Source organism: Thalassolituus sp. UBA6592 (assembly GCF_002433655.1).
GTDB lineage: Bacteria > Pseudomonadota > Gammaproteobacteria > Pseudomonadales > Oceanobacteraceae > Venatoribacter.
This window is the reverse complement of record NZ_DJIO01000135.1, coordinates 1-23,681: the sequence shown is the minus strand read 5'-3', so window position 1 is coordinate 23,681 and position 23,681 is coordinate 1. Positions and strand designations below refer to the sequence as shown.

The window sequence follows — 23,681 nt, the reverse complement described above, 5'->3', positions numbered from 1 at the left end:
TTGCTCAGGCAAACGACCTGTGCTCTGCGCGTTGAATCCGTGCCGTTAATATTGCGAAAAAATGGAGTGAGGGAGATGACAGGTGTCAGCATCACTGACGGGAATCAGCTGCCCGTAAAAATCCTTATTTACGGGTCTGCAGGAATCAGGCTGTTACCACCTGGCCCCGGTAAATACGCTGATTGCGTGGTGCGCGCTCAGCGTCATCGATCAGAATCTGTCTGCCGCGATACACCCGGTGAATCTCGGCTTTTGCCGGTGGTTCCTGAGTCGGCAGAAATTCCTCAACCAGCATCAGCAGCTCCTGACTGACGCCGCTTTTGACCAGCAGGCGCAGATCTTTCTCTAACGTATCAGAGTCAAAATGAATCACGTAACCCTGCTCATCTTTTGCCAGACGTTTAATCTTTTGCAGAAGAGCGATGTTATGGCGATTAAATTCCATACGTTTCCCCCGGTTATTTATAATTCAATGTCAAGGGGGTTTAGCAATGCTTATACCATTCTTTTGTCAGTGCTCTGTAAAGTTGCTGCAGAGCCCACCAGCTCAGCATTTATCAGTACTGAGAACTGATCGGCAATGCTTTTCCAACTGGCAAATTCTGCCTGCTTCCGTGCATTCTGTCGCAAAACTGCAACATTCTGGTTCAGGATACCGAGAGAAGACTCAATAAAGGCACGATCGTCACAGGACGCCGCCAGCAGGCCGTTTTCTCCATCCCGGATATGTAAAGCTGCGGCCGCCAATGGAAAAGCGACCACCGCCAGTCCACTGGCCATGGCTTCCAAAGTGACGAGGCCAAAGGTCTCCGTCTGACTGGGAAACAGGAACATATCAGCGGAAGCGTAATGGCGGGCAAGCATTTCACCGGTCTGCACTCCGGCAAAGACAATCTCCGGGTACTCGCGCTCAAGTTCCGCACGCATCGGACCGTCACCGACCATCACCAGGCGCACGTTATCGCCGCGGTCGCGTAATGCCCGCCAGGCATCAATCGCCAGCGGGATATTTTTCTCTGCAGCGATACGGCCAACGTACAGCAATACCCGGGTCGCTTCACTTGCCTGCCACTGCTCACGCAGAGCTGCCGAACGGCGCCGCGGGTGAAAAAGATCACAATCAACACCATGGGACAGCACCCGCACGTTATCAAAGCCGTCCTGACGCAGATTCTGCGCAATATCTTCCGACGGCACTATGGTCATGGCGGTACGGTTATGGAAGCGACGCAGCCAGTTCAGGGTAAAGGTCTGCACCCAGCCCAGACCATAGAAGCTGCTGTAACGATGAAAATTGGTGTGGAAAGCGCTCAATACCGGCAGGCCGCGCTGCTGCGCTTCTTTGCGCGCTGAAATGCCTAACGGACCTTCGGTGGCGATATAAACGATATGAGGCTGAAAACTCTCCCATGCGTGGCGGATTTTACCGCTGGCAGGCAGGCCCAGCTGAAGATCGGGATACATGGGGATGCTGACACCACGACACCAGATTTCGTCGTGCTCTGGCGTCCAGTCCTCACGGGGACGGGTGCGGATGATCTGAATACGGAACTGTTCCGGGTCCAGTGCCTTCAGCAATTGCCGTAAAGAATTGGCAACGCCATTCACATCGGGCACATAGGTCTCGGTGACGATAGCCAGGCGTATCGGGCCTGATCCATATTGCGCTGAAGATACTGATCTCATGCTCTGACGGACACTCCGGGTAGAATTTACCCAGTGTGCCTGTCAGACCATGACAGTTTCATGAAGAACAGTCTTCAGCCAGGACTCAGGCTTCTTCTTCTGACAGTTTCGACAGGCGGTAACGCAGCTGCCGTGGTGTCAGACCCAGTACTTTGGCAGCCATGGTTTTGTTGCCATTGCACTTCTCGATGGCCGCGCGGATTTCGCTCAGCTCATCAGCCTGTACACGCTGGTAAGGACGCGCGTACAGAGTTTTAAAGTTTGGTACAACCTGAGTTGCCAGTACGTGAGCAATCTGAGCGCCAAAGAAGTTAACGATGGTCAGATCCAGATCTTCGTTACGGCCACGCAGATCCAGTACCATAACGGCCAGTACAGACTGACGCAGCATCAGAGGTACCAGCAGACAGCGGTCAGCTTTGCTCAGTGCATCAACGGTCGGCTCAAAGCGTTCCGGGCGTTCACTGCCCTCTTTGATCACCAGCCATTCACGGGACTCAAACTGACGGCACAGCGCATGCTGAACAGCAAAGCTGTAAACACCGTTAGTGACTCCGGTTGAACAATACTGCGCCTTGAAACGGCTTGGGGAATCCGGTAACGCAACAGAAACGTTGCTCAGACCCGTCTGATCGGCTACCAGCATCAGAAGCTGTTGAATAGCTTCGTCGTCGTGGTAACGACCTTCCAGAATTTCGGTAACCTTGTGCAACCAGGCAGTAGCGGCTACTGAAGCAGCTGGAGCGGGTTGGCGATAGTCCTGCATTTCGGCGATTTTATACATGGGCTGTTCCTCCTGAACTTTACCCTTCGCAAGGACCGTACCATGTTTGCGTAACACTCGTATTACGCGGGAACTCAGCCATAAACCAAAGTATCATTCTGTTCGATCTACGACAAATGGCGCATTATGTGCGCCATTTGTTAACAATGGAACCTGAGTAATGTTCCATGCCGGTGCAAATAGTGATCAGGCTACGCCTGGGTCATCATCCGGCAGATACTCTTTCTGCAACCAGAGAGCAAATGCCCGGCAGGCATCCTGACTGGTCAGAATACCCGCCAGTTTGTCCTGTTTCAGTACCAGCACCGCATTAATGCCCTGATCGGCCATGCCCATCAGTACCACATCCAGCCGGGTATGAAGATCAACCTGCTTAAGCTGGCGGCGGCACAGATCCCCGGCCGTCAGCTCACCCGCATCCTCAATACTGTGCCCCGGCGTTTCTGCCAGGCGCAGTTCTTCAGTCGTCAGCAGCCCCACCACCTGATTGGCATCGTCCATGACCGGCAAATGATGGCAGCCATGCTCACGCATCACTTCCGCGGCTTTGACCAGAGGCATCTGTTCATCGACATGGACCGGAAATGCTGTCATAACTTCGGCAAGAACAGGCATGTGGCGCATGGGCTTTCTCCTTCAGGCTGAGGTTACGATCAGACGCCGATGCGTCCCAGGGTATCAACGATCTGGCGCAGAACGCCGGACAGAGTTGGATGATCCTGCTCAAACTGCACAGCCTGCTCCTGTACCATATCACTCAGGTCAGCGACGGCATCGCCTTCCGCAGCTTCGATATCAGCGGCAATTTTCAGCATCAGGGATTTGGTTTCGTCATCCAGTTCCGGATGTTGTTCGAGCGTATCGTGCAAGGTCTGCAACTGCTCTTTGAGTTTTTGTTCTGGCATAACTAGCTCCTCTGTCAGATACGACAGTTTAGCAATTCACAGCCAGCAGGCGCCAACTTAAATCAATACAGCGCGTGGTAAGAAAACGGCATGTGGCTCTCGTTGGCCATGGCTTCCATGGGGCCGCGGTTAGCGCTGTCACCAATGTACAGCAGGCGTACCTTACTGACACGGCCACCGGACAGCGATGGCAGCGCCATACGGAAGCTATGCAGAATGGTCGCATGGCTGGCAGAAATCGGCACGACAGCCGCCTGCATGCCATCCAGCTGACCAAACAACTGCACGAGCGCGGCGGCATTATCAGCGAGTGATGTTCGCGGATTAATATAGATAAAACACACGGGTTCAGCGCCACTCTGACCGCTGCGGGTCAGCAGATGCCAGACCAGTGGCAGTGTTTCTTCAATCAGTTCACTGAGCTGTGGGGTGCAGCCGGCAAGGCTGTGCTGATCCGGGTTGACCGGTACATTGGACAGATAGGCACTGCCCCGCAATCCTTTCATCAAAGACGGCGGCAGGCGGAATCCTGGTCTGAAATCATTCACAGGTAAAGCTCTGGCGGCAGTCATAACCACTCCTTGTAGCCCCGGGAAGGGGATCTTCACAAGGTATAGTCAAGGAACATGCCGCCTGCCAGCCAACTCCGTCCACAGTGTCACCTGTGACCGGTTTCGTGGGTAGCTATGGCCTTATATGACAGATAGTGGGCGCTCACGCCCCCGCCAGCGATGCCATTGGCATCAGAGATCCATGAACTCCACGATGACGGTTTTGATCAGAAAACCAACAACGCCCAATCCAAGAGCAAAGAAAAGTACAAACATACCGAACTTGCCCGCATCTGAGCGTTTTCCCAGATCATAGACAATCCATGCCATCAGGCTGATCAGGGCTCCGATACCGACGAATAAAGAAATGGATTCAAACTGCGCTGCATTCATTAAACATAACCTGTCTGTCGTTGGCCTGATCTGATATATCCGGCCAGTTATTCTGTTTATCCGGGTGCTGACGGACGCTGCGGCGCGTATCTTACTCATGGCTGCACAGACACGCCAGCCCGGTTACCGTGCGTTCCGTGCAAGACTCCAATAATAATAAAAGGCTTCCAGCATGTTCTCCTGTGCAACAAATCTTTCCCGGACCAAGGCCGGCAACACAAAGCTGCTTCTGCTTCTGAGCGCGCTTCTTCTCTCTGCCAGCCTGAACGCAGAAGGAGCAGCCTCTACTGCGCCAGAGCGGATCTTCTGTGTGTTCGACCCGGTCGGCAGCAAAGGGCCGGTATTCAATGCCATGCGCGATTATCAGACCAGCGCGCTGAACTGGGGCGCCAATCTGACGCTGAAGGCCTATACCAGTGAAGCCGTTGTGCTGGCGGACTTCAATGCGGGAAAGTGCGATGCTATGGGCGTTACCGGAACCCGTGTCCGTCCATACAATCAGTTCACGGCCAGCATTGAAGCCTTGGGCGGGATCACGGATTACCAGCAGCTGGAAAGCCTGATCGGCATGCTCGCCAGCGAAAAAGCGGCACCTTATATGCGTCAGGACGATTATGAAGTGGCGGGGATTATGCCTGGCGGTGCGGTCTATGTTTACGTGCGCGACAAACGCATCAACTCGGTAGCCGCTGCTGCGGGCAAACGTATCGCCACGCTGGACTACGATAAACCGTCATTAAAGGTGGTGGAGCATATAGGCGCCACCATGGTGCCCTCCACCGTAGCAACCTTCGCCCCACGCTTTAATAACGGCGATGTTGATATCGCTTATGCTCCGGCCATCGCTTACCAGCCGTTTGAAATGTACAAAGGTCTCGGAGACAGCGGCGGCATATACCGCTTCAGTCTGGCGCAGATGAATTTTCAGCTGGTGATTTACGCCTCCCGTTTTCCCGCAGATTTTGCCCAGCGTAGCCGTGAATACGCCTTTACCCACTTCGATAAAGCCCTGCAGCATATCCGTCAGGCTGAATCTGACATCCCACAAGGTTACTGGCTCGACCTGCCGGAGCAGATGGAACTGGACTACCGTGAAATGTTGCGCCAGATACGTCTGACTCTGACCACAGACGGCGTTTACGACCCACGTATGATGAAACTGATGTTCCGCCTGCGCTGCCATGCAGACCCCGGCCATTATGAATGTGCCGAAAAACGCGAGGGCTGAGACGGTTACTGCTCTGAATGCTTTCGCTACAATTGCCTTCAGTTAATGGTACTGAGCAGATATGGGTGCAGAGCAGAGATATGAGTGCGGATTTTGACTACTGCATTATTGGCGGCGGAATCACCGGTCTGGCCTGCGCCTGGTACCTGAGCCAGCATGGTCAGGTTCTGCTGCTGGAGAAAAATGCGCAGTTCGGTGCAGAAACCAGCAGCCGCAACAGCGAAGTTATTCACGCCGGGCTGTATTACCCTCCCGGCAGCCTGAAAGAACGCCTGTGTCTGCGCGGCAAAGAACTGCTTTACGCTTTCTGTCAGGAATACTCAGTCGCTCACCAGCAAATCGGCAAGCTCATCGTCGCGCCGTCCGCCGACCACCCAAAACTGTCAGCACTGCAGACAACCGGAGAGCGTCTGGGAATACCATTGCAGTTGCTCAGTCGTACGGAGCTGCACGACATGGAACCCGCCGTTCAGGCTGAAGCGGCACTCTTTTCGCCAACTACTGGCATCATCGACAGCCACGACCTGATGCAGACCCTGGCCGCTCAGGCACAACGGCGCGGTGCCCTGCTGCAACGCAATACCCGCTTTTTATCCGCCCACGCCGACGGCTCACAATGGCAGATCACGACCAGTACGTCAGACAGACCTTTTGCCGTTTCAGCGACCACCCTGATTAACTGTGGAGGACTGCACGCCCAGACCGTGGCCGGTAGCCTGCAACCCAGCCCCGCCGGAGTTCCTCAGCTCTACCCCTGCCGTGGTCACTATTTCCGCTACAGCAGCAAATCCCCTTTCAGCCATCTGATTTACCCTTTGCCGGACACCAACCTGGTGGGCCTGGGCATTCACGCCACGCTGGATCTGGGTGGCCAGGTAAAATTCGGACCCGATACCGAATACCTGCCAGCGGGCGTTATTGATGATTACCAGGTAGATGAACAGCTGAAAGAGAAATTCAGCAAGGCAATACAAAGCTATTTCCCGGCACTCAATCCTGAGCTGCTGCAACCGGACTATGCGGGCATCCGTCCCAAGCTGCACAGTGCGGAGCAGCCGGCTGCCGATTTTCACATCACGCTCAGTCACCGCGCTCCAACCGCCATTCAGTTACTGGGGATCGAAAGTCCGGGCCTGACGTCGTCCCTCGCCATTGGCGAACTGGTTACAGAAATGATACAAAGTAGCTGTGTCCAGTAAGAAAGAACCAGTTAAAAAGCATATTGGTACGAGTGTTTACAATATTCGAAGCCAATGCCGGGAACTTTCTGTGTAACTGAGACACTACTGGGGCACTACTTGGGAACTACACTGTAACTGTTTATGCCGTAACCACAGCCGCAAAGTGTTACGAAATCTAACGATAACGCTCTGATACGACACAAGCATCGTTCCAGCGCCTGCTATTCTGAGAACAGTTGTTAATTAAAAGAGATTTGCAGAGAGGTGTCGCACATGAGTCAAGCATTGCCGGTCAGTTCCGAAGTACCAGCGCCCGGCGACGTCAGTACGATCCTGTCCGATAAAGTCATGATACCCATGACCTGCGATCATTGTGATGAAGAAACGGATATCAGCCTGCATCTGCTAAAGACGCAGCACTTTTATCTGTGTGAACACTGCAATGCGACGCACAGAGTATCCGATACCGAATTGCGCCTGATGCGCATGATGCTGGCCCGCCACGGCTACCACTTTGCGCTGTAAGCGATACAGCGCAAAGTGTGCGTTGATCAGGGTTTGATCTGATCGAGCAGATTAGGCAGTAACAGGGATACGTAACGACGGATCGTATTCGTGTACTGAGACAGATCATCTGCCCGATCCATCAATAATGCGCGGTATTCCAGCGAGTGGAACAGACCGAGAAGAATTTCAGCGTCAGCTGCTGGCTCAGGAGACTGCGCCACCTGCGAAAAGAACTCCACAGCGCGATCAAAAATCACGGTACGGTGCAGCTTCGCCAGCTCACGAATACGCTCGTTAACGATCGCTTCGTAGCGGAATGCCTGCTCCACCACCAGCATGTCACGTTGGGCAACAATCTGCTCACGCATAAACAGAGTCAGCTGTTCAACCATAAAGTCGATCAGATCTTTCTGCCCTTCCGGCGTGGTAATGTCATGCCCGCTACCGGCCATGGTGCTCATCGGCTGATAAAACTGATGAGTAAACTCATTAACCGTGGACAGCGCTTTCTCTGTATAAAGAGTAAAGGTATCGACGATCAGTTCATCAATATCTTTAAAGTAATAGGTGGTTGCTGCCAGGGGAACACCTGCTTCCTTCGCAACGGCACGGTGACGGATACCGCGTACACCATCGTGCACCACGATGCGTAATGCCGCTTCCAGAATCAGCCGCCTGCGCTGCTCACTTTTAGCCCTGCTGGCCTTTCTTCCCTGATATTCTAATGGTTTTGTTTTCTCAACTTCTGCTTGCCCAGCCACTGTCATCATGAACTCCCGGGCATACTCATTACTGCTATGTATAAAAACATTATGCTGAATTAACCACTAATTTACATGGGTATTTCAGCCAGAATGCGCCATAGGTAAAAATCCGCACCCGTTTTAGTGCAATAACTCTATATATTATGTACCTTAGTACCACTAATTTATTTAGCCAGTTATTAACAATAAGAAAATGCTATCTCACACTAAACGGGGCTTATTTTATGCGCTTTATCCACATGCTAAACCGCACGGTCGTCTTCTTTGGTCTGATCTTTATGATACTTCCGGCCGAGGCGGCCAGCACCGCAAAAACCGAAAGGCTGAATTTTATTCAACAAAGTTTTAATAAAACGGAACAGAATTCCAGGTTATGGCAGAACGGCTGGTTCAGTATTTTTACCGGGGTAACGGTGCTTAACGGCATTGCCTACACCCAAACAGAGGGCAGCCATAACCGCTATGACAGAGCGACCGGCTTTACCACCAGCCTGCTGGGCGCCGCAGATATGTTGCTCAATCCCATGCAAACGCATAACTACGCCGGGCAGCTGGCGGCCATGCCAGACGACAATGAAGAACAGCAGCAGGCCAAACTGCTGCAGGCAGAAGCCTGGCTCAGCGCCGCAGCCAGCCGCGAACGCTATGAGCGCAGTTTTACCAGTCATGCACTGTCAACGCTGGTAAATGGGCTGGCGGGGCTGGCGGTCGCCTATGATGACAAACGTCCGGACGACGGCTGGATGACCTTCATCAGCGGGGTAATCGCCTCCGAAGTTAAAATCTATACCGCCCCCACGCAGATGATGCAGGCAGAGGAAGACTACAACAACGGCAACTACCGGCAGGCAGCGGCAAACTCTGCCGCCCAACGCTGGCAGGTTGCCGCTTTCGGTCCTGTTTTAGCGGTGCAATACCGCTTCTGACGGGGCTTTACACGCTCACTGCGCGACTGGCACAGGCGCTGCATAGTCCCCCTCAGAGAGGAGAAACACGACTATGCTCAGCGCACTGACTAACTATCTGCAACATCAGCCAGCTCCTGGCAACGACACCAGCACCCAGCAGGCAGCGGCTGCCAATGCAGTAAACGCCGCCACTGACAGCGCAGAAGCGGCGGACCTGAATGGGCTTTACTCCCCGTCTCAGAGAGCCTTAATGGTGAGTGCGGTGGCTACCGACTTTGACGTGCACGCTCTGACGCCGGATCAGACTTCCGCACTGCAGCAGAAACTGCAGCAATATGGTCTTGTCAGCACCTCGGATCTTAATGCCTTCGCCGCCATTCACATGGCGCGCAGCGACATGAATGAAGAAGACACCCTCGACGCAGTCGCAATTCTCGACAATGCCCGAGAGCAGTTCACTGAGCGTGGCACCGGCTACTCTGAACGCCAGCAGATCACCCGCCTCAATACCCTGATGCACAACATAGCCTCGGCCCGGATCACGCAATAAGGCGTTTTTTACCTCACATGCGCCAGTACAACTCAGCCGAGTACTTTCTCAACCCATTCCTGCAGCCAGAACAAAGCGTCATCATCCGGGGTGATGGTTTCCATGGCATCAATGGTAACGCGCGGCACTGGCTGGGTTCCCTGCAGTTCGTAAAAACGCTCTTCAAATAAAGCGCCACCATTACAGAAAGTGGAATCATAAGAGCTGTCGCCCAGGCTGATCACGCCGAACGGACGACCATTCTGCAGCGGGAACTGTTCTTCGAGAGCAACGTAAAAGGGGATGATATTGGCCGGCAGATCGCCCTGACCTGTCGTTGAAGTAATGATCAGCACCGCATCACAGCCGCTGCTGTTCAGTCCTTCCACCGATGCGTTTTCTTCCTGAATCACGGTGTGACCCAGAGACTGCAGCTGATCCTTTACCGTCTGAGCCACAGCCATCGCTGTGCCGCTGACACTGCCAACCGCAAGATATACAACAGACATATCAATAAATTCCCGGTAAAAGCCGGATTATACGAACAGAGGCGGCGTTCAGTAACCCTGACCGCCGGATTGATTCAGCCGATACTGATCGATGTGCAGGATGATGGCATCGTACTCTTTATCCAGCTCCTTCTGGTTCCACTGCGTCAGACGGCCATGGGCGCGGCTCAGCTGACAGGTCTCCTGATAACATTTACGCACGCTGTTGCGCAGTTCACTCAGCCGGTGATGCTGCAGCAGTGTCGACAGATCGCCACACCATTCAACCCGATCGGCATTCTCCACGCCCTGCTCCATCAGCCATTCACTCAGCAGCTGGCGGAACAGAGGCACAGGTTCGCGTTCAGCTTTCAGAGTCTTCAGGCCGGAGTTTTCCAGCGCGGCATCAATGCGGGCCAGCACTTCTAACGGCGAGGGAATGTTGTTGTCCGCCATTAATAATCTCCTGCATATTATCTCAGTGCGATTCTGCCCTGAGCTGCTTTACTTAAAGGAAGCATAGACCTGAGCACGCAAATTGCCCGAAAACACCTTATGACAAACCGCAGCCCCTCGCCCAATGTGGATCTGGAAGGCTTACTTAACGGCCTGATTCAGAAAATGTTTCCCGCCTGGTATGCCTGTCAGGCGGCCAAAGAAGCGCATCTGGGGAATTTGGGCGTTCTTAACCCCCACAGCTTTCTCAGTCACCGCTGGCTCAGCCTGCACGCGGTGTTCAGCGACGCCGGCAAATCCCTGATAGAAGCCGGCGAAGAATGGAAACCTCTGTGTGGCCTGCTGGAAAAGCTGATCAGCGAACGCGAGTTCAACCGCTCATTATCCATCAGCGCCATCGACGGGCTTGAGCACAGTGCCCACGATGAAGACTGGCCGAACCTCTACAGCTGGGCAGAACACGTCGGTAAAGACGTTCCCCACGACAGCGCCGAAGACTTTGACCGTCTGCGACAGGAAGCTTTTCCAGCGGAAAACAAACCGCACCGTATGGTGTATCGCGAATGGGATGGCCGTTATTACTGGCTGAACAAAAGCGATTCTGCCGCCTTTGCTGGTCTGCTTCTGCACGCGCAGAAGAAACAGCGTGACGCCAATATTAACACACTTATCAATGTTGAAAGCATCAACGACAAAGTACTCGACCGCATTCACGCTGAGTACTGGTGGCTGCTGCTGACCCGCGACAGCGCGGAGGCATTTTATGCGCTGCTGGAGCAGGCCGGATTACCCGCCACTCTGGCGGACTTTGAATGGCGGCGCAGTGATCTGGCGTTTCTGATCGCCCGTAAAAACAACCGTAAGCTGAACCAGGTCATTCTGAATCTGCTGAACAAGCGCTCCAGCCAGCATATTATCGAATTCGGCCGCTGGCTCGGCCGCCATCATTTTCCCTTCCGTAACCATTGAAGTCTGTTCCGGCACGGCGGTAATTCACCCGATCCATTACGCCAGAATTCACGACCGTTTGTCCTTTACAGACCAGTCACTACTTGATTTAACAGGTAAGCCTGTCATTCTGTCGGTGAGGTAAACAGCTGACCAGGCCATCGAGAAGTCTGGCATTGCACCCATTATCACCATATAACAATAACGGTACTCAGATGATCCGAGGAACATGGAGTCTGACCGAACCACTGGTTCCGGTAAATATCCCGGCGACAATGATCCGGGTTGGCGGGCAGCGGGGGATTGACGTTCAGGTACTGCTGAACGGCACAGGGCTGGCCGAAGCACAATTGTCCGATCCATCCACACGCCTGACGTATCAGCAGATCATCAGTCTGACGGATAATCTTATCCGCCATTATCCTGATAATAAGCTCGGGCTGGATCTGGGCACATCCATCAATATCAATCAGCTGGGTATGCTCGGCTACGCCATTCTCAGCTGCGCTGATCTGCGCAGTGCGGTGCGCCTGGGCCTGAAATATCACAGTCTGGTTGACCCGGCGTTTACGTTTGAAATGATCGAACAGCGCGACACCAGCGCCATCCGCCTGACATCACACATCCCCTATGAGCCCATGTACCGCATGCTGTGTGATGTGTTTATCGGCCTCTTTATATCGCTGGCGCGTTTTCTGTCGGGGCAACATCTGACCCCGAGGGAAGTACACCTGAATCAGCCACGACCGGACTACGCAGATACCTACAGTGAGCTGTGTGGCTGCCCGGTGCTGTTTGATCAGCCGCGTACAGAAATTATTGTCGACAGTACCCTGCTGGATACTCAGGTCACCATGGCTGACAGCGCCACGGCCGCCATGGCCGAAGCTCAGTGTGCCGATATTCTCGCGCGGATGGGCCCGAAAGAAGGTGTGGTGGCCAAAGTGCGGCGCATTCTGCTCAGTAACCCGGGCACCTTTCCGCCGGTCGATACCGTTGCCAGCCATCTGGCCACCTCGACCCGGACCCTGAGCCGCAGCCTGCAGGATGTCGGCACCTCGTATCAGAAAATTCTCGACGAGGTACGCAAGGAAATGGCCATCGAATATCTGCGCAATTCCAATCTGCCGATCGAAGAACTGGCGGCATTGGTCGGCTATTCCGATCCATCCAATTTCCGCAAAGCCTTCCGTCGCTGGACCCAGCATGCACCGTCATACTATCGCGAAGATCGTAATCGCTGACGGCGTAATCTCACCTTTTCCGCTGACCTGTGCGCCTGACAGGCCAGCGGATTTCCTGCCTTTTTCTCAGATTAATCTGACTTCACCAGACTGTCACAAGGCTGCAAGATAACTGTCACATAGCTTGCGCAAAGTATCACTCAGATACCTGAACAGTGATGCTTATGAGCCAGACCGCCCTGCAGCGGGTCACCATAGTGACAGAAACCTTTGCCCCCGAGATCAACGGCGTTGCCAATACGCTGGGGCATCTGGTGCGCGGACTGCGTGCCCGCGGCGTGCAGGTTCAGCTGATCCGTCCGCGTCAGGGTAAAGATGACACTGAATGCGATCAGGCCGATGATCTGCTGCGTCTGCCCGGCCTGCCAATTCCCGGCTATGACAGCCTGCGCTTTGGTCTGCCGGTATCCGGCCGCATTACCCGTGCACTCAAACGCTTTGCCCCGCAGGCGGTTTATGTCGCCACCGAAGGCCCGATGGGCTGGGCTGCTGTACGGGCTGCACGTAAAGCCGGCATCCGTGTCATCAGTGGTTTTCACACCAACTTCCATCAGTACATCGAACACTATCGCCTGGGTTGGCTGGAAGGCCTTGCTTACCGTTATCTGCGTCATTTCCACAATCTGACTGCCGCCACTCTGGTGCCTACTGGTGTACAGCGTGAGCAGCTGACTGGCCACGGCTTTAACAATGTGCAGGTGTTTTCCCGCGGCGTTGACAGCAACCTCTTTACCCCGCGTAAACGCAGTGACGAACTGCGCCAGCGCTGGGGCACCCGCGCGGATGATGTGGTGCTGCTGTACGTCGGGCGCATCGCCGCGGAAAAGAATCTCGAACTGGCACTGGAAACCTATCGCCGCCTGCACGAAGCCGATGAGCGTGTGCGTATGGTACTGGTGGGTGATGGCCCATTACTGGCCGGTATCCGTGAACAACATCCGGAAATCATCTGTTGCGGTATGCAGCGTGGTGAAGACCTCGCCACACACTTTGCAAGCGGCGATGTTTTCCTGTTTCCGAGTCTCACCGACACCTTTGGCAATGTTGTAACGGAAGCCATGGCCAGCGGTCTGGCGGTCGTCAGTTTTGATTACGCTGCCGGGCATGAACACATTCTGCACGGCGACAACGGCATGCTCGCAGCGTTTGCAGACAGCGAGCAGTTTATTCACTGCGCAGCTACCCTGACCGACAGCCCGAACAGGCTGCGGACGCTGCGCGCTAACGCCCGTAACCGCGCTCTGGCGATTGGTTGGGAGCGGATTGTTGATGAATTTTCCCGCCACCTGTCAGGTGACCGCTATGAGGATAGCAGCTATGGACATGAGCAAAACTCTGCAGCCACGAAGCGCTCTGCTGTTCAGCAAAGCTGATCGTTTTGAGCTGAATCTGTGCCAGCTTCTGAACCGCACCGGACGCTATACGTCAGTGCGTCTGTTCTTTAAAGCCATCAGTCGCCTGGGCGATGGTGTTTTCTGGTACACACTGGCACTGGCCATGCCGCTGACCATGGGCGCCCGTGGCCTGGAAGCCGTCGGTCACATGGCCATCACTGGCCTGACCTGCGTACTGATTTACAGCCAGCTAAAAAATCGTCTGGTACGTCAGCGTCCGTTTATTTCCTGGGATGCCATTAACGCCCACACCGCCCCACTGGACCTGTACAGTTTCCCGTCCGGGCACACCATGAATGCGGTCAATTTTGCCGTACTTTTCTGTGTATTTGCCCCGGCGCTGTTCTGGCTGGTTGTGCCTTTTGCCATTCTGGTGGCGCTGTCGCGGGTAATTCTCGGCATGCACTACCCGACGGACGTTCTGGTCGGTGCGGCACTGGGACTGTTAATCAGCCAGTTATCTCTGGTGATCTGGCCAATCGGTATGTTCAGCGGCCTGCTGTAAGCAACGCCTCTTCGGACACAGATTAAGGCACAGATAACCAATATCAGAACAGGGACATCTGATTGGGATCGGTTTCCGGCAGACGTCCACCAATCCCCAGCAGGCGTACGGCTTTATTCTCGCGCCTGAGCGCCAGCTGCAATAAGCGGGCAAATCCCTCGCCGTTCGCTTCTTCATGACTGTCTGCCAAAGTAGTCTGAGTAAAATCGGCAAACTTCACTTTAACGAATGGCGCCAGCGCTGATGTGCGCCAGCCACTGCGTTCCACCCGTTCCTGCCAGCGCTCCCATAATTCGGGAATCTGCTGTAAGCATTCGTATTCCCCATTAAGGTCCTGTGCATAGGTACGCTCAACACTGATGGATTTACGCAGCCGCTCGTTATTCAACAGACGATGATCAATTCCCTGCGCCCGCTCATACAGGATTGCGCCGGTACGACCGAAAGTACGTACCAGTTCCACTAACGGCCACTGACGCACATCGGCACAGGTATGCAGCTTGTACAGCGTGAGCTTTTTTTCCATCGCCGGGCCAATACCGGGAATTTTTTTCAGTGCCAGACCGGAGACAAATTCATCCACCTGCGATGGCTTCACGACCCATTGGCCATCAGGCTTATTCCAGTCGGAGGCAATTTTGGCGAGGAATTTATTCGGCGCTATGCCGGCCGATACGGTAATACCGAGCTCTTCACGCACCCGCTGACGGATTTCTTCGGCAATGGCTGTGGCATTAAGCTCAGGATCGATTTCCAGATAGGCTTCGTCGACCGAAACCTGCTCCAGCTGCAGCGCATACTGCGCGAGAATATCCATCAGCTGGGCAGAGACTTCGCGGTACAGCGCCATACGCCCGGGTAACAGCTGCAGGTGCGGGCATAACTTTTTCGCCTGAGCCGTCGCCATGGCGGAACGCACACCAAATGTACGCGCCGGATAATTACAGGTAGCAATCACACCGCGTCGGTCAGCGGCACCACCGATGGCAATGGGTACATCGCGCAGCGCCGGGTTTTCACGCATCTCCACCGAGGCAAAAAAACAGTCGCAGTCGATATGAATCACCTTACGTTTCTGCGCAGGCAGCTGCTCAGCCTGCAGCTCCGGCAAAACAGCAGCGTCTGCAGCAGAGGTGGTATACCCCTGGCCGATAGCGCCCTCTGCTACCGCGGATGCGATACGATCTGAACTCATATTTCTACTACCTGAACGGTAACTCATAAAAGTACTGTATATACATACAGACAAAGAATCAAGACGCATAGCGCTGCGCCACGCACAGTGGTAGCCTTAGCCCACTTTGTTAAGTCTTTGTAAGCTGAGGAATATTTGTGAACGATTTTGATCAGGCAAAAAACGAATTTTTAAACTCCATCAACACCGACAGTCACGTTTTTGCCGACACTCTTACCTTCATCGACACCTGGTTTGAATTTACCCCTACCGCTTTTCAGAATGGCGACGTCAGTAACAGCGCTGACCAGAACCAGGGCAGTGCCCGGGTATTTGCCCTGGCAGAAACTCTGGGCCTGAGCAGTGAACAGGCTCTGCGCTGCTTCGGTGAACACTATCGCGATGTTCTGGCCACCCCGGATGTGGATAACCACCACAACCTGCGCCGTGTACTGCGCGAAGGTCTGAGCAACATCAGCTTTGATCAGTTTCCGCTGCAGGCCAAAGCCTGAAATGGGTGCGGTTAAGTTAAAAGCCGGGTCAGTTTCACTGACCACGCTGCACTTCGATAGCTCAGATGCCGCAGAGATCGAAGCGGTTCTGAGCCACAAAAAAACAGAAGCCCCGGCACTGTTCAGTAACCTGCCCTGCCTGCTTGACCTGAGCGGCCTGGACGCCAGTGTATTGCCACTGGCTCAACTGATCGGCCTGTGTCGCGATAACGGCCTGTTACCGGTTGCCGTGCGCAACGCCGACGATGCCTATAAAGCTCAGTGCAGCGAACTGACCCTGGCTGACCTTGGCAAAGCCAGCAACCGCCGCAGCGACAGCAGTACAGCAACCGCTGCAGCAGAGGGTGTAACAGAAGATGCTGCAGCCGCTTCAGGCGCGACCCGTCCGGTGAAAATACACACCGGCAACGTGCGTTCCGGGCAGCAGCTGTTTACCGACGGCGATCTGATTATCCTCGGCATGGTCAGTGCCGGAGCGGAAGTGCTGGCCACCGGTGATATTCATATTTATGGCGCCCTGCGCGGCCGTGCATTAGCCGGCGTAAAAGGCGATGAAAATGCTGTTATCGGCTGTCAGCAGTTTGATGCTGAACTGGTGGCCATTGCCGGTCAGTACCGGTTATTTGAAGACGCGCCGGAAGAACATCTGAAGACTGTCGTGATCAGTCTCAATGACGGCAACTTGAACATAGCCAGCGTTTGATAAATACTGCGCTGCACATTGAAATTTCAGGGAAATACGGCTTTGGCAAAAATTATTGTTGTCACCTCCGGTAAAGGCGGTGTGGGTAAAACCACGACCAGTGCAGCGTTTGCAGCAGCACTGGCCATGAAGGGACATAAAACCGTTGTCATCGACTTTGACGTAGGTCTGCGCAACCTCGATCTGGTGATGGGTTGTGAGCGTCGTGTGGTATACGACTTCGTCAACGTTGTGCAGGGTGAATCCACCCTCAAACAATCCCTGATCAAAGATAAACGTCTCGACAATCTGTACGTACTTCCAGCGTCCCAGACCCGTGATAAAGACGCGCTCAGTCACGAAGGCGTAGAAAAAGTACTGAACGAGCTGTCTGAAGACTTTGACTATATCGTCTGTGATTCACCGGCCGGTATCGAACACGGTGCGCAGATGGCGCTGTATTTTGCTGAAGAAGCCGTCATCGTGACCAACCCTGAAGTGTCATCTGTTCGCGACTCCGATCGCATCATCGGGATTCTGCAGAGCAAGTCCCGCATGGCCGAACAGGGCAAAAGCGTAAAAGAGCACCTGCTGCTGACCCGTTACAATCCTGAGCGTGTGGAACGCGGTGAAATGCTGTCGGTTACCGATGTGGAAGAAATTCTTGCCATTCCTCTGCTCGGCGTTATTCCGGAATCAGAAGCCGTGCTCAAAGCCTCTAACCAGGGTGTGCCTGTGGTTCATGATGCTGACAGCGATGCTGGTCAGGCTTATGCCGATGCTGTTGCACGCTATCTGGGTGAAGACCGCCCACACCGTTTTCTTGAGAAGCAGAAAAAAGGCTTCCTGAAACGCGTGTTCGGGGGTTAATACGATGAGTTTGATGGATTATTTCCGCAAGGAGCAAAAAACCAGCGCATCCGTTGCCAAAGAGCGGCTGCAGATTCTGGTTGCCCACGACCGCGCACGTAACAATGGTCCGGATTATCTGCCACAGATGCAGCAGGAACTGCTGGCTGTTATCCGCAAATACGTGCCGATTGGCGATGAGGATATTAACGTCAGTCTGGAGAATCAGGGCAGCACATCGGTGCTGGAACTGAACGTCACCCTGCCCGACAAGTAATGCCTGCACCTGACTCTGCCCGCCCGACCTCTGAAGTGCCTTCTGTCCGCCCTGCTTACAGCAGCGCCCAGAAGGCCGGCCTGTTGCTAACCCTGTTAAGTTTTCTGCTGTTGTGGCCCGGCATTACTCAGCCGATCATGACCGTGGATGCAAGTATCAGTATGTTCGGGCTGAAAACCAGCCTGTTCCACGAAACCCGCTCCATCTGGCAAACCGTTATCAAACTGCACGAACTCAATTACACCGCCGTTGGTGTGATGATCCTGAGCTTTTCCGTGATTATCCCATTACTGAAACTGGCGCTGATTCTGTATACCTGGTTCAGTAACAGCCCGCGTCTGTGGCGGGTAATCGCCGTCATCGGTAAATGGTCCATGGTTGATGTGTTTGTTATTGCCCTGTTGATCGCGTTTTTCAGTGCGCAGGCAGCCGCCGAAGTATCTGCGCAGCTGGAGGTTGGTTTTTACTGGTTCCTGGCGTTTTGTCTGAGTTCAGTCTGCGCCGGTATTCTGCTCGAAAAATCCCGTCCATAAACTAAACTCATAACATTCCCGCCAACATACCGGAACTGTTATGAGCACCATTGCCCTGCACCATATTCTGCTGAAAAGCCCGCTGCTGGCGGATGACGTGATGAAAGAACTGTCGCTGGGAGCGGATTTTGGCGAAATGGCCGCGGAATATTCCGCCTGTCCTTCGGCGAAACACCAGGGCTTTGCCGGCTACCACCACAGTGATCAGTTACCGGCAAACCTGCTGGAAGCCTTGTACAGCCATGAGCAGGACAGCCCTTATTGCGGTCCGGTAAAAACCGGTTTTGGCTTCCACATTATTAAGGTTGTGGACAAACCTGAGCGGCCAATGCTGGTCGATGAATAATCAGCCTATTGCTTCGCCGCCAGCCAGCGGACCAGTACCTCGGCAGCCGAGCTGCCGTGGTAACTGCGCTCAACCATGCGGGTACGCTGACAGACAACTTCAATACAGCGGTCCGGCCAGTTAAAAATCAGCTGCAGTTCATCGTCTTCCGTCAGCTGCTGAACCAGACCGTAATCCAGCTCATCGCCGGCGTCTGAAGCCGACACCATCCAGGCTTCTTCATCAAACTGCAGCAGACAATACTGCCTTGGCGCAGACAGAAAATCCCGGGCAACTTCATACACCAGACAGGGCAGTGTCTGAGTTCGCCCCGACGGAAAGAAGTAAGCTACCTCAGCTGCAGTGTCTTCCGTTGCCGGATCCGGTAAAGCCATTTTTTCAGGCTTTTTATGCCATAGGTTCATAGTGACTCAAAGGATATTGAAGGCCGCTGACCGCGCACAGAACCTGCAGAAAGGCTTCGCAGGAATTCAGTGCCGCACTTTCATTCATGGTGTGATATCCGGTGGTTGGAATCTGCAGTGTGGTGCCATCCACCAGCCCGTGCGAGGCAGAAATAATACGCCCCATCTCGGTACTGCCGAGGGATTTCGGGGCGTGGCCGTCCGCCGCCAGCTGACGGTTCTGCTCACGGATATACTCATCTTTAAAACTGTAGCTGATACCGAGGTCATGGCATAACTTCGCCAGTTTCCCGGTCAGCTCTTTATTAAAGCTGGCGTTGGCATCGCTGTGACGCAGCACCAGCTGCTGTTTATCTGCAGCTTCGGTATCGGGATACGGACTGGTATCCACCACCACCAGCTGGTTGGTCGAACCACCAAAACGGCGGAACCATTCCAGCAGATAACGCCAGCTGCGTCCGGCTTCTTCCTGCGCGGTAAAAAACGCCGTGCCGGTAAAGCCCAGCTCAAACAGATACACCAGCATGGCTGCCGTCAGTACGTTATCCAGCTGACCACTGAAGCGACCATCTTCGGTCACCAGTTTGTCACGGAACGCCACCGGCGTACCCGCTACCAGATGAGCCATATCGGACAGCTCAAAAATCAGGTTGTTACGGTGCGGACAGATATGCGCCGACTGAATAGAACCCTGCCCGCGATAAGCACCGGACCAGGGTTCATAAGCGTAAACATCAACCCCGGTAAAACGGTCCACGATGGTTTTCATCAGCTCCTCAGAAACAGAGTTTCCCAACAGGTCGGAACGGCCGCCGGCAACAAACGCTGCGTACTGAAATTCGTTCGGACCGGTACAGATCAGGCCATGACGGTCAATGTGGGCCGACAGCATCAGGCTGTCTGGTTCGCTGCCCTGAGCAACCAGCAGACCTTCATACCAGGTGACGCGTGCGCCACGTTCTTCCAGCTCACGCTGCAGCACACGAAAGAAAGAGTGTTCAGCACTGACCACCGCAGGTGTGCGGATGAGACTTTTTAAGATGTCGCCAAAGGCGGTCTGGTTGAGCATAGTGTTTTCCGTTTTAGTAAACGCTGAAGACAAAAAAGGGTGCCTGAGCACCCTGTTTTGACATTATGCTCAGACGCCGGATCAGACTTCCGGGTAATCGATATCATAGCCCAGCATATCGCGCAGGCGGGCCTGTTCAAGTATACGTTCAGCACGACGACGTTTTTTATCATAGTCAGCACTGCGTCCCCGGGCTTTGGCTTTGGCCTGGGTGAAATCGTCGTAATCTTCGTATTCGTCCTGTTCTTTTCTGTTGCTCATGTCTCTGTATCTCCACGGATTTTCTGAATCTGTTTCTGTGCCAGAAAACCGGATAAGTCAGCCAGAAACCTCAGACAAGCGCATAGTTTCACCGCTGTTCAGTCACGTAAATTGAAATAATTTTCCGTTGTAGATAAAAAAATCTGATGGAACTGACAACAGGAAAAATTTGCTATATGATGCGCTTTCTCTTGGGGGAGTAATCTGCCCGCTGAGGCATTAAACACAGTTTAAACGCCAGCAGCCGGGCCCCTGCGTCAACATAATTAAGCCTCATGCTTATGGCGCCGGGAACCTGTGGTCTGAGACCCGGGTTTGATGAGACCTGAGACAAATACCGGAGTGACCAGGGCGGCACACCGATGTTTGTCTTTGGTTAAAATTTCCGCCCGGTATCTCCTAATGACAGATCTTATCTCTGGCCTGAGCGAAAGCTTTGCTCATTCCGCAGTCCTGACCTCTACCCTCGTTGTCGCTGTTGCCGAAATTGGCGATAAAACCCAGCTGTTGTCTCTGCTGCTGACGATCCGGTTCCGCAATAAAGCGGCCATTGTTATGGGCATTCTGTGCGCCACCCTGCTTAACCACGCCTTATCCGCATGGCTGGGTGTGTGGCTGCAGGAAGCGCTGCAGCGCTGGACCGAAGCTCACTATATTCAATGGGGCCTGGCTGCAGGCTTTGTACTGATGGCGTTGTGGGTATTAATCCCGGATAAAGAAGATGATGAAACCAACACCCATGAGAGCTGGGGAGCGTTTCTGGCCACCTGCGCCCTCTTTTTCGTGGCAGAGATCGGCGACAAAACTCAGGTTGCAACCGTACTGCTTGGTGCCGAATACAGCTCAGTATTCTGGGTAACCGCAGGGACAACACTGGGTATGCTGCTGGCCAACGTGCCGGTCATCTACTTTGGTGAGCGTCTGATGCGCCGCATGCCTCTGCATCTGGCCCGCTACCTGACCAGCGCCCTGTTCTTTATTCTGGCCATTACCGTGATCTGGGCTGGCTGATGCCCTGCTGGTGCAGATTTCTTTATCTACACCAGTAAATTATTTTGTTTTCCCGTGGGCGGGGGATGCGGTAAAAACCGCGTCCTTATTCGCCCCGGGAAAATAACAACAGTGACTCCATCCCCACAACTGATGCTGAACGAAGCTCAGGAGCAGGTGTTTGAAAGCATCGCTTCCGACCTGATTCAGCAGGGCTATTCCATCCAGCACTCCGCACTGCCACTGAGCTTGTGTTCCGGTCTGCTGTACCGTATTTCCAGCATGAACGAGCAGGACTTTCATCGCGCCGGTACCGGGCGTCAGCAGGATCACCAGCTGAATACCTTCGTACGCCGTGACCGTATTCACTGGTTATCCAGCGAAAATACTTACGAACAGGCGTGGCTGGACTATGCCGGGGAATTGCAGCGTTACCTCAACCGCCGCCTGTTTCTTGGTCTGTTCAGTTATGAATGCCACTTTGCTCAATACCGTCCCGGTGATTTTTACAAAAAGCACATGGACGCTTTTCAAGGACAGGCCAACCGTATCCTGACCACCGTGCTGTACCTGAACCCGGACTGGGAAACCCAGCACAAAGGCGAGCTGGTGATTTACGATCCGCAACAACAGGAACAGGAGCTGCTGCGGGTAATGCCAAGATTCGGAACATTGGTGACATTTCTGAGCGAAGAGTTTCCGCACGAAGTGCTGCCTGCTGAACGCGAGCGTTACAGCATTGCCGGCTGGTTCCGCCTGAACAGCAGCAACAGTCTGCAACCTGATCCTCCGGCCTGATTCCTCAGGCCGTATACAAAACCACTGATAAAAATCACACCAACGCAACCGAGCACGGTTGCGGTACCCCCGTCGTGAACTAACCTCATATAGCATCCGTAAAAATACGGCATTGATTCATATAACGACCGGAGGTCTGAATGAGGTGGTCTGACCTTAGCCTGGCTAAAAAGATGATTACTCCAATCGCAGTACTGGTAATACTGCTGGCGGTTTTATCCTGGGTTCAGCTGAGCGCCCTGCAAAGCATCACTAAGAGCTATGGGCATATTAACAACGAATACTTTCCCGCCCTGCAGCTGGTACTCAACGCCGACCGCGACCTGTATCAGGCGCAGATAGCCGAACGCACCATCGCTTTAGGAACGCTGGAAGATCACTTTGTCGAAATGCACAAAGAGAACCTCGATCAGATTCAGCAGCGCCTGGGCAAACTGGATTCACTGGATATTTCTGCTGAAACCAAACAACTGGCGCAGAAATTTCTGGTCGCTTTCAATGAGTGGCGACCAAAATCAGAAAAACTGGTGCAACGCTCGGTGGACGGTTTTATTTCCTTCACAGCTGCCGCCGATATCAGTACCACCAGCCTGAATGATGAGTTTGAAGGCCTGCGTGAAATTCTCGATGAACTGGGTGAAACCATAGGGAAAAAGGCTGGTACCCTGACTGCCAGTGCTCAGGCAGCAAAAGCAGCAACGATTACCACCATCATTACTCTGCTGATCGCTGCACTGATTATCGCCGTGCTGGTTGGTATATTCTTCCCGCGCCTGATCACCCGTCCTATCAATCAGCTGAGCAGCGTACTGGGCCAGATGGCAGAAGGTAAAGGTGACCTGACCATCCGCATGCCACAGATGGGCAAAGATGAAATCGGCGTTATGAGTGATAACTTCAACCGCTTTATTGGCGGTATGCAGCAGATGATCAGCACCATACAACAGGTTGCCAGCGGCCTCAGTCATACCAGTGAGGGGCTCAGGTCCACAGCCAACGACAGTCAGCGCATCAGTGCCGACTACTCAGATCTGATGGATACAGTAGCAACCGCCAACCACGAAATGGGGCTGGCGATCGAAGAAGTTTCGTCCAATACCCAGCAGGTGTCTGTGGAAGCGAAATCCGCTGATCAGTCTGCACGGGAAGTCAGTGGTCAGTTTGCCAGTGCCATGAGTGAAATTCAGTCTCTGGCGGATAACGTTAACCACTCAGGTGCTGTTATTCAGGAACTGGTTGCGGAAACAACCAACATTGCCTCGGTTCTTGATGTTATTAAAGGCATCGCCGAACAGACCAACCTGCTGGCACTGAA

The 23,681-nt window shown here is 53.7% G+C and carries 32 protein-coding genes; 18 read left to right on the top strand and 14 right to left on the bottom strand.

Annotation, left to right across the window (positions count from 1 at the left end; all coding sequences use genetic code 11):
* Positions 1-145 precede the first annotated feature (145 nt).
* From B2Z72_RS13255 to B2Z72_RS13225, 7 genes are all read right to left on the bottom strand, one after another.
* A complete protein-coding gene (locus tag B2Z72_RS13255; protein ID WP_296981216.1) occupies positions 146-445 on the bottom strand; it encodes a hypothetical protein in 300 nt (99 codons plus the stop codon).
* A gap of 50 nt (positions 446-495) precedes the next feature.
* On the bottom strand, positions 496-1,686 hold the full coding sequence (locus tag B2Z72_RS13250; protein ID WP_296981215.1) for a glycosyltransferase family 4 protein: 1,191 nt from the start codon (positions 1,684-1,686) through the stop codon (positions 496-498).
* Between the two features lie 85 nt (positions 1,687-1,771).
* Positions 1,772-2,470, bottom strand: a complete 699-nt coding sequence (locus B2Z72_RS13245) for a helix-turn-helix domain-containing protein (protein WP_296981213.1) — start codon at positions 2,468-2,470, stop codon at positions 1,772-1,774.
* A 186-nt stretch (positions 2,471-2,656) separates the two neighbouring features.
* Complete coding sequence (locus B2Z72_RS13240; RefSeq protein WP_297005014.1) at positions 2,657-3,094, bottom strand: HPP family protein; 438 nt, start codon at positions 3,092-3,094, stop codon at positions 2,657-2,659.
* Positions 3,095-3,123: 29 nt separating this feature from the next.
* Complete coding sequence (locus B2Z72_RS13235) at positions 3,124-3,375, bottom strand: DUF4404 family protein (protein WP_296981209.1); 252 nt, start codon at positions 3,373-3,375, stop codon at positions 3,124-3,126.
* 62 nt (positions 3,376-3,437) lie between these two features.
* Positions 3,438-3,947 (bottom strand): hypothetical protein, encoded by a 510-nt coding sequence (locus tag B2Z72_RS13230; protein WP_296981208.1) that lies wholly within the window; start codon positions 3,945-3,947, stop codon positions 3,438-3,440.
* Positions 3,948-4,118: 171 nt separating this feature from the next.
* Positions 4,119-4,319 carry a DUF2788 domain-containing protein gene (locus B2Z72_RS13225; RefSeq protein ID WP_296981205.1) on the bottom strand — a complete coding sequence of 67 codons (201 nt, stop codon included), beginning with the start codon at positions 4,317-4,319 and terminating at the stop codon, positions 4,119-4,121.
* A gap of 310 nt (positions 4,320-4,629) precedes the next feature.
* Between B2Z72_RS13225 and B2Z72_RS13220 the strand changes: the two genes are divergently transcribed.
* From B2Z72_RS13220 to B2Z72_RS13210, 3 genes are all read left to right on the top strand, one after another.
* Complete coding sequence (locus B2Z72_RS13220) at positions 4,630-5,547, top strand: putative solute-binding protein (RefSeq protein WP_297005011.1); 918 nt, start codon at positions 4,630-4,632, stop codon at positions 5,545-5,547.
* Positions 5,548-5,627: 80 nt separating this feature from the next.
* Entirely contained in the window at positions 5,628-6,746 is a 1,119-nt protein-coding gene (locus B2Z72_RS13215; RefSeq protein WP_296981565.1) for an NAD(P)/FAD-dependent oxidoreductase, read from the top strand.
* 255 nt (positions 6,747-7,001) lie between these two features.
* Positions 7,002-7,253, top strand: coding sequence for a hypothetical protein (locus tag B2Z72_RS13210; protein ID WP_296981566.1), 252 nt, complete (start codon positions 7,002-7,004; stop codon positions 7,251-7,253).
* A 26-nt stretch (positions 7,254-7,279) separates the two neighbouring features.
* On the opposite strand, the gene B2Z72_RS13205 is transcribed toward B2Z72_RS13210, so the two are convergent.
* Complete coding sequence (locus B2Z72_RS13205; RefSeq protein ID WP_297005009.1) at positions 7,280-8,005, bottom strand: TetR/AcrR family transcriptional regulator; 726 nt, start codon at positions 8,003-8,005, stop codon at positions 7,280-7,282.
* Between the two features lie 218 nt (positions 8,006-8,223).
* Here B2Z72_RS13205 and B2Z72_RS13200 point away from each other — a divergent pair, with 218 nt between their 5' ends.
* A complete protein-coding gene (locus tag B2Z72_RS13200; protein ID WP_296981568.1) occupies positions 8,224-8,925 on the top strand; it encodes a hypothetical protein in 702 nt (233 codons plus the stop codon).
* 73 nt (positions 8,926-8,998) lie between these two features.
* Positions 8,999-9,457, top strand: coding sequence for a hypothetical protein (locus tag B2Z72_RS13195; protein WP_296981569.1), 459 nt, complete (start codon positions 8,999-9,001; stop codon positions 9,455-9,457).
* A gap of 32 nt (positions 9,458-9,489) precedes the next feature.
* On the opposite strand, the gene B2Z72_RS13190 is transcribed toward B2Z72_RS13195, so the two are convergent.
* Entirely contained in the window at positions 9,490-9,945 is a 456-nt protein-coding gene (locus B2Z72_RS13190; RefSeq protein ID WP_296981570.1) for a flavodoxin domain-containing protein, read from the bottom strand.
* Positions 9,946-9,993: 48 nt separating this feature from the next.
* Positions 9,994-10,380: a hypothetical protein gene (locus tag B2Z72_RS13185; RefSeq protein WP_296981571.1), complete on the bottom strand. Its 387-nt coding sequence runs from the start codon at positions 10,378-10,380 to the stop codon at positions 9,994-9,996.
* A 99-nt stretch (positions 10,381-10,479) separates the two neighbouring features.
* Between B2Z72_RS13185 and B2Z72_RS13180 the strand changes: the two genes are divergently transcribed.
* The 4 genes from B2Z72_RS13180 to B2Z72_RS13165 all read left to right on the top strand — a co-directional run bounded on the left by B2Z72_RS13180 (position 10,480) and on the right by B2Z72_RS13165 (position 14,471).
* Positions 10,480-11,349 carry a hypothetical protein gene (locus B2Z72_RS13180; protein ID WP_297005005.1) on the top strand — a complete coding sequence of 290 codons (870 nt, stop codon included), beginning with the start codon at positions 10,480-10,482 and terminating at the stop codon, positions 11,347-11,349.
* 194 nt (positions 11,350-11,543) lie between these two features.
* Positions 11,544-12,572, top strand: coding sequence for an AraC family transcriptional regulator (locus B2Z72_RS13175; protein WP_296985488.1), 1,029 nt, complete (start codon positions 11,544-11,546; stop codon positions 12,570-12,572).
* Positions 12,573-12,736: 164 nt separating this feature from the next.
* Positions 12,737-13,945, top strand: a complete 1,209-nt coding sequence (locus B2Z72_RS13170) for a glycosyltransferase family 4 protein (protein ID WP_296985490.1) — start codon at positions 12,737-12,739, stop codon at positions 13,943-13,945.
* Positions 13,890-14,471 (top strand): phosphatase PAP2 family protein, encoded by a 582-nt coding sequence (locus tag B2Z72_RS13165; RefSeq protein ID WP_296985492.1) that lies wholly within the window; start codon positions 13,890-13,892, stop codon positions 14,469-14,471. Before B2Z72_RS13170 ends, B2Z72_RS13165 begins: the two co-directional genes overlap by 56 nt.
* Positions 14,472-14,514: 43 nt before the next feature.
* Here B2Z72_RS13165 and dinB read toward each other — a convergent pair whose 3' ends face one another.
* Positions 14,515-15,666 (bottom strand): DNA polymerase IV, encoded by a 1,152-nt coding sequence (gene dinB / locus B2Z72_RS13160; RefSeq protein ID WP_296985494.1) that lies wholly within the window; start codon positions 15,664-15,666, stop codon positions 14,515-14,517.
* 137 nt (positions 15,667-15,803) lie between these two features.
* On the opposite strand from dinB, the gene B2Z72_RS13155 reads away from it, so the two are divergent.
* The 6 genes from B2Z72_RS13155 to B2Z72_RS13130 are packed head-to-tail and all read left to right on the top strand — an operon-like array spanning position 15,804 to position 18,844.
* Positions 15,804-16,157 (top strand): HopJ type III effector protein, encoded by a 354-nt coding sequence (locus B2Z72_RS13155; protein WP_296985495.1) that lies wholly within the window; start codon positions 15,804-15,806, stop codon positions 16,155-16,157.
* Position 16,158: 1 nt separating this feature from the next.
* Positions 16,159-16,860, top strand: coding sequence for a septum site-determining protein MinC (minC, locus tag B2Z72_RS13150; protein ID WP_296985498.1), 702 nt, complete (start codon positions 16,159-16,161; stop codon positions 16,858-16,860).
* Positions 16,861-16,902: 42 nt separating this feature from the next.
* The gene (minD, locus tag B2Z72_RS13145; RefSeq protein ID WP_296985501.1) at positions 16,903-17,709 is read left to right on the top strand and encodes a septum site-determining protein MinD; all 807 of its coding nucleotides are present in this window, start codon (positions 16,903-16,905) and stop codon (positions 17,707-17,709) included.
* 4 nt (positions 17,710-17,713) lie between these two features.
* The gene (gene minE / locus B2Z72_RS13140) at positions 17,714-17,965 is read left to right on the top strand and encodes a cell division topological specificity factor MinE (protein WP_296985503.1); all 252 of its coding nucleotides are present in this window, start codon (positions 17,714-17,716) and stop codon (positions 17,963-17,965) included.
* On the top strand, positions 17,965-18,498 hold the full coding sequence (locus B2Z72_RS13135) for a paraquat-inducible protein A (protein WP_296985505.1): 534 nt from the start codon (positions 17,965-17,967) through the stop codon (positions 18,496-18,498). The genes minE and B2Z72_RS13135 overlap by 1 nt, the downstream gene beginning before the upstream one ends.
* Positions 18,499-18,538: 40 nt before the next feature.
* Positions 18,539-18,844 carry a peptidylprolyl isomerase gene (locus B2Z72_RS13130; RefSeq protein ID WP_296985507.1) on the top strand — a complete coding sequence of 102 codons (306 nt, stop codon included), beginning with the start codon at positions 18,539-18,541 and terminating at the stop codon, positions 18,842-18,844.
* A gap of 5 nt (positions 18,845-18,849) precedes the next feature.
* Here B2Z72_RS13130 and B2Z72_RS13125 read toward each other — a convergent pair whose 3' ends face one another.
* The 3 genes from B2Z72_RS13125 to B2Z72_RS13115 all read right to left on the bottom strand — a co-directional run bounded on the left by B2Z72_RS13125 (position 18,850) and on the right by B2Z72_RS13115 (position 20,578).
* Entirely contained in the window at positions 18,850-19,218 is a 369-nt protein-coding gene (locus B2Z72_RS13125; protein ID WP_296985509.1) for a hypothetical protein, read from the bottom strand.
* Between the two features lie 13 nt (positions 19,219-19,231).
* Positions 19,232-20,317: a peptidase M42 gene (locus tag B2Z72_RS13120; protein ID WP_296985511.1), complete on the bottom strand. Its 1,086-nt coding sequence runs from the start codon at positions 20,315-20,317 to the stop codon at positions 19,232-19,234.
* Between the two features lie 81 nt (positions 20,318-20,398).
* On the bottom strand, positions 20,399-20,578 hold the full coding sequence (locus B2Z72_RS13115; protein ID WP_296985513.1) for a hypothetical protein: 180 nt from the start codon (positions 20,576-20,578) through the stop codon (positions 20,399-20,401).
* Between the two features lie 402 nt (positions 20,579-20,980).
* Here B2Z72_RS13115 and B2Z72_RS13110 point away from each other — a divergent pair, with 402 nt between their 5' ends.
* The 3 genes from B2Z72_RS13110 to B2Z72_RS13100 all read left to right on the top strand — a co-directional run.
* On the top strand, positions 20,981-21,589 hold the full coding sequence (locus tag B2Z72_RS13110; RefSeq protein ID WP_296985515.1) for a TMEM165/GDT1 family protein: 609 nt from the start codon (positions 20,981-20,983) through the stop codon (positions 21,587-21,589).
* 111 nt (positions 21,590-21,700) lie between these two features.
* On the top strand, positions 21,701-22,366 hold the full coding sequence (locus B2Z72_RS13105; RefSeq protein ID WP_296985516.1) for a 2OG-Fe(II) oxygenase: 666 nt from the start codon (positions 21,701-21,703) through the stop codon (positions 22,364-22,366).
* A 173-nt stretch (positions 22,367-22,539) separates the two neighbouring features.
* Positions 22,540-23,681, top strand: a 1,142-nt coding sequence (locus tag B2Z72_RS13100; RefSeq protein ID WP_297005003.1) for a methyl-accepting chemotaxis protein, incomplete at its 3' end; no start/stop codon positions are given.

Coding starts and splice junctions, on each gene's coding strand:
- B2Z72_RS13195 (WP_296981569.1), top strand. CDS start 8,999: ATGCTCAGCGCACTGACTAACTATCTGCAACATCAGCCAGCTCCTGGC.
- B2Z72_RS13180 (WP_297005005.1), top strand. CDS start 10,480: ATGACAAACCGCAGCCCCTCGCCCAATGTGGATCTGGAAGGCTTACTT.
- B2Z72_RS13170 (WP_296985490.1), top strand. CDS start 12,737: ATGAGCCAGACCGCCCTGCAGCGGGTCACCATAGTGACAGAAACCTTT.
- B2Z72_RS13235 (WP_296981209.1), bottom strand. CDS start 3,375: ATGCCAGAACAAAAACTCAAAGAGCAGTTGCAGACCTTGCACGATACG.
- B2Z72_RS13255 (WP_296981216.1), bottom strand. CDS start 445: ATGGAATTTAATCGCCATAACATCGCTCTTCTGCAAAAGATTAAACGT.
- B2Z72_RS13225 (WP_296981205.1), bottom strand. CDS start 4,319: ATGAATGCAGCGCAGTTTGAATCCATTTCTTTATTCGTCGGTATCGGA.
- B2Z72_RS13190 (WP_296981570.1), bottom strand. CDS start 9,945: ATGTCTGTTGTATATCTTGCGGTTGGCAGTGTCAGCGGCACAGCGATG.
- B2Z72_RS13245 (WP_296981213.1), bottom strand. CDS start 2,470: ATGTATAAAATCGCCGAAATGCAGGACTATCGCCAACCCGCTCCAGCT.
- B2Z72_RS13240 (WP_297005014.1), bottom strand. CDS start 3,094: ATGCGCCACATGCCTGTTCTTGCCGAAGTTATGACAGCATTTCCGGTC.
- dinB (WP_296985494.1), bottom strand. CDS start 15,666: ATGAGTTCAGATCGTATCGCATCCGCGGTAGCAGAGGGCGCTATCGGC.
- B2Z72_RS13135 (WP_296985505.1), top strand. CDS start 17,965: ATGCCTGCACCTGACTCTGCCCGCCCGACCTCTGAAGTGCCTTCTGTC.
- B2Z72_RS13130 (WP_296985507.1), top strand. CDS start 18,539: ATGAGCACCATTGCCCTGCACCATATTCTGCTGAAAAGCCCGCTGCTG.
- B2Z72_RS13215 (WP_296981565.1), top strand. CDS start 5,628: ATGAGTGCGGATTTTGACTACTGCATTATTGGCGGCGGAATCACCGGT.
- B2Z72_RS13205 (WP_297005009.1), bottom strand. CDS start 8,005: ATGATGACAGTGGCTGGGCAAGCAGAAGTTGAGAAAACAAAACCATTA.
- B2Z72_RS13200 (WP_296981568.1), top strand. CDS start 8,224: ATGCGCTTTATCCACATGCTAAACCGCACGGTCGTCTTCTTTGGTCTG.
- B2Z72_RS13125 (WP_296985509.1), bottom strand. CDS start 19,218: ATGGCTTTACCGGATCCGGCAACGGAAGACACTGCAGCTGAGGTAGCT.
- minE (WP_296985503.1), top strand. CDS start 17,714: ATGAGTTTGATGGATTATTTCCGCAAGGAGCAAAAAACCAGCGCATCC.
- B2Z72_RS13165 (WP_296985492.1), top strand. CDS start 13,890: ATGGACATGAGCAAAACTCTGCAGCCACGAAGCGCTCTGCTGTTCAGC.
- B2Z72_RS13110 (WP_296985515.1), top strand. CDS start 20,981: ATGACAGATCTTATCTCTGGCCTGAGCGAAAGCTTTGCTCATTCCGCA.
- minC (WP_296985498.1), top strand. CDS start 16,159: ATGGGTGCGGTTAAGTTAAAAGCCGGGTCAGTTTCACTGACCACGCTG.
- B2Z72_RS13210 (WP_296981566.1), top strand. CDS start 7,002: ATGAGTCAAGCATTGCCGGTCAGTTCCGAAGTACCAGCGCCCGGCGAC.
- B2Z72_RS13175 (WP_296985488.1), top strand. CDS start 11,544: ATGATCCGAGGAACATGGAGTCTGACCGAACCACTGGTTCCGGTAAAT.
- B2Z72_RS13120 (WP_296985511.1), bottom strand. CDS start 20,317: ATGCTCAACCAGACCGCCTTTGGCGACATCTTAAAAAGTCTCATCCGC.
- B2Z72_RS13115 (WP_296985513.1), bottom strand. CDS start 20,578: ATGAGCAACAGAAAAGAACAGGACGAATACGAAGATTACGACGATTTC.
- B2Z72_RS13250 (WP_296981215.1), bottom strand. CDS start 1,686: ATGAGATCAGTATCTTCAGCGCAATATGGATCAGGCCCGATACGCCTG.
- B2Z72_RS13230 (WP_296981208.1), bottom strand. CDS start 3,947: ATGACTGCCGCCAGAGCTTTACCTGTGAATGATTTCAGACCAGGATTC.
- B2Z72_RS13185 (WP_296981571.1), bottom strand. CDS start 10,380: ATGGCGGACAACAACATTCCCTCGCCGTTAGAAGTGCTGGCCCGCATT.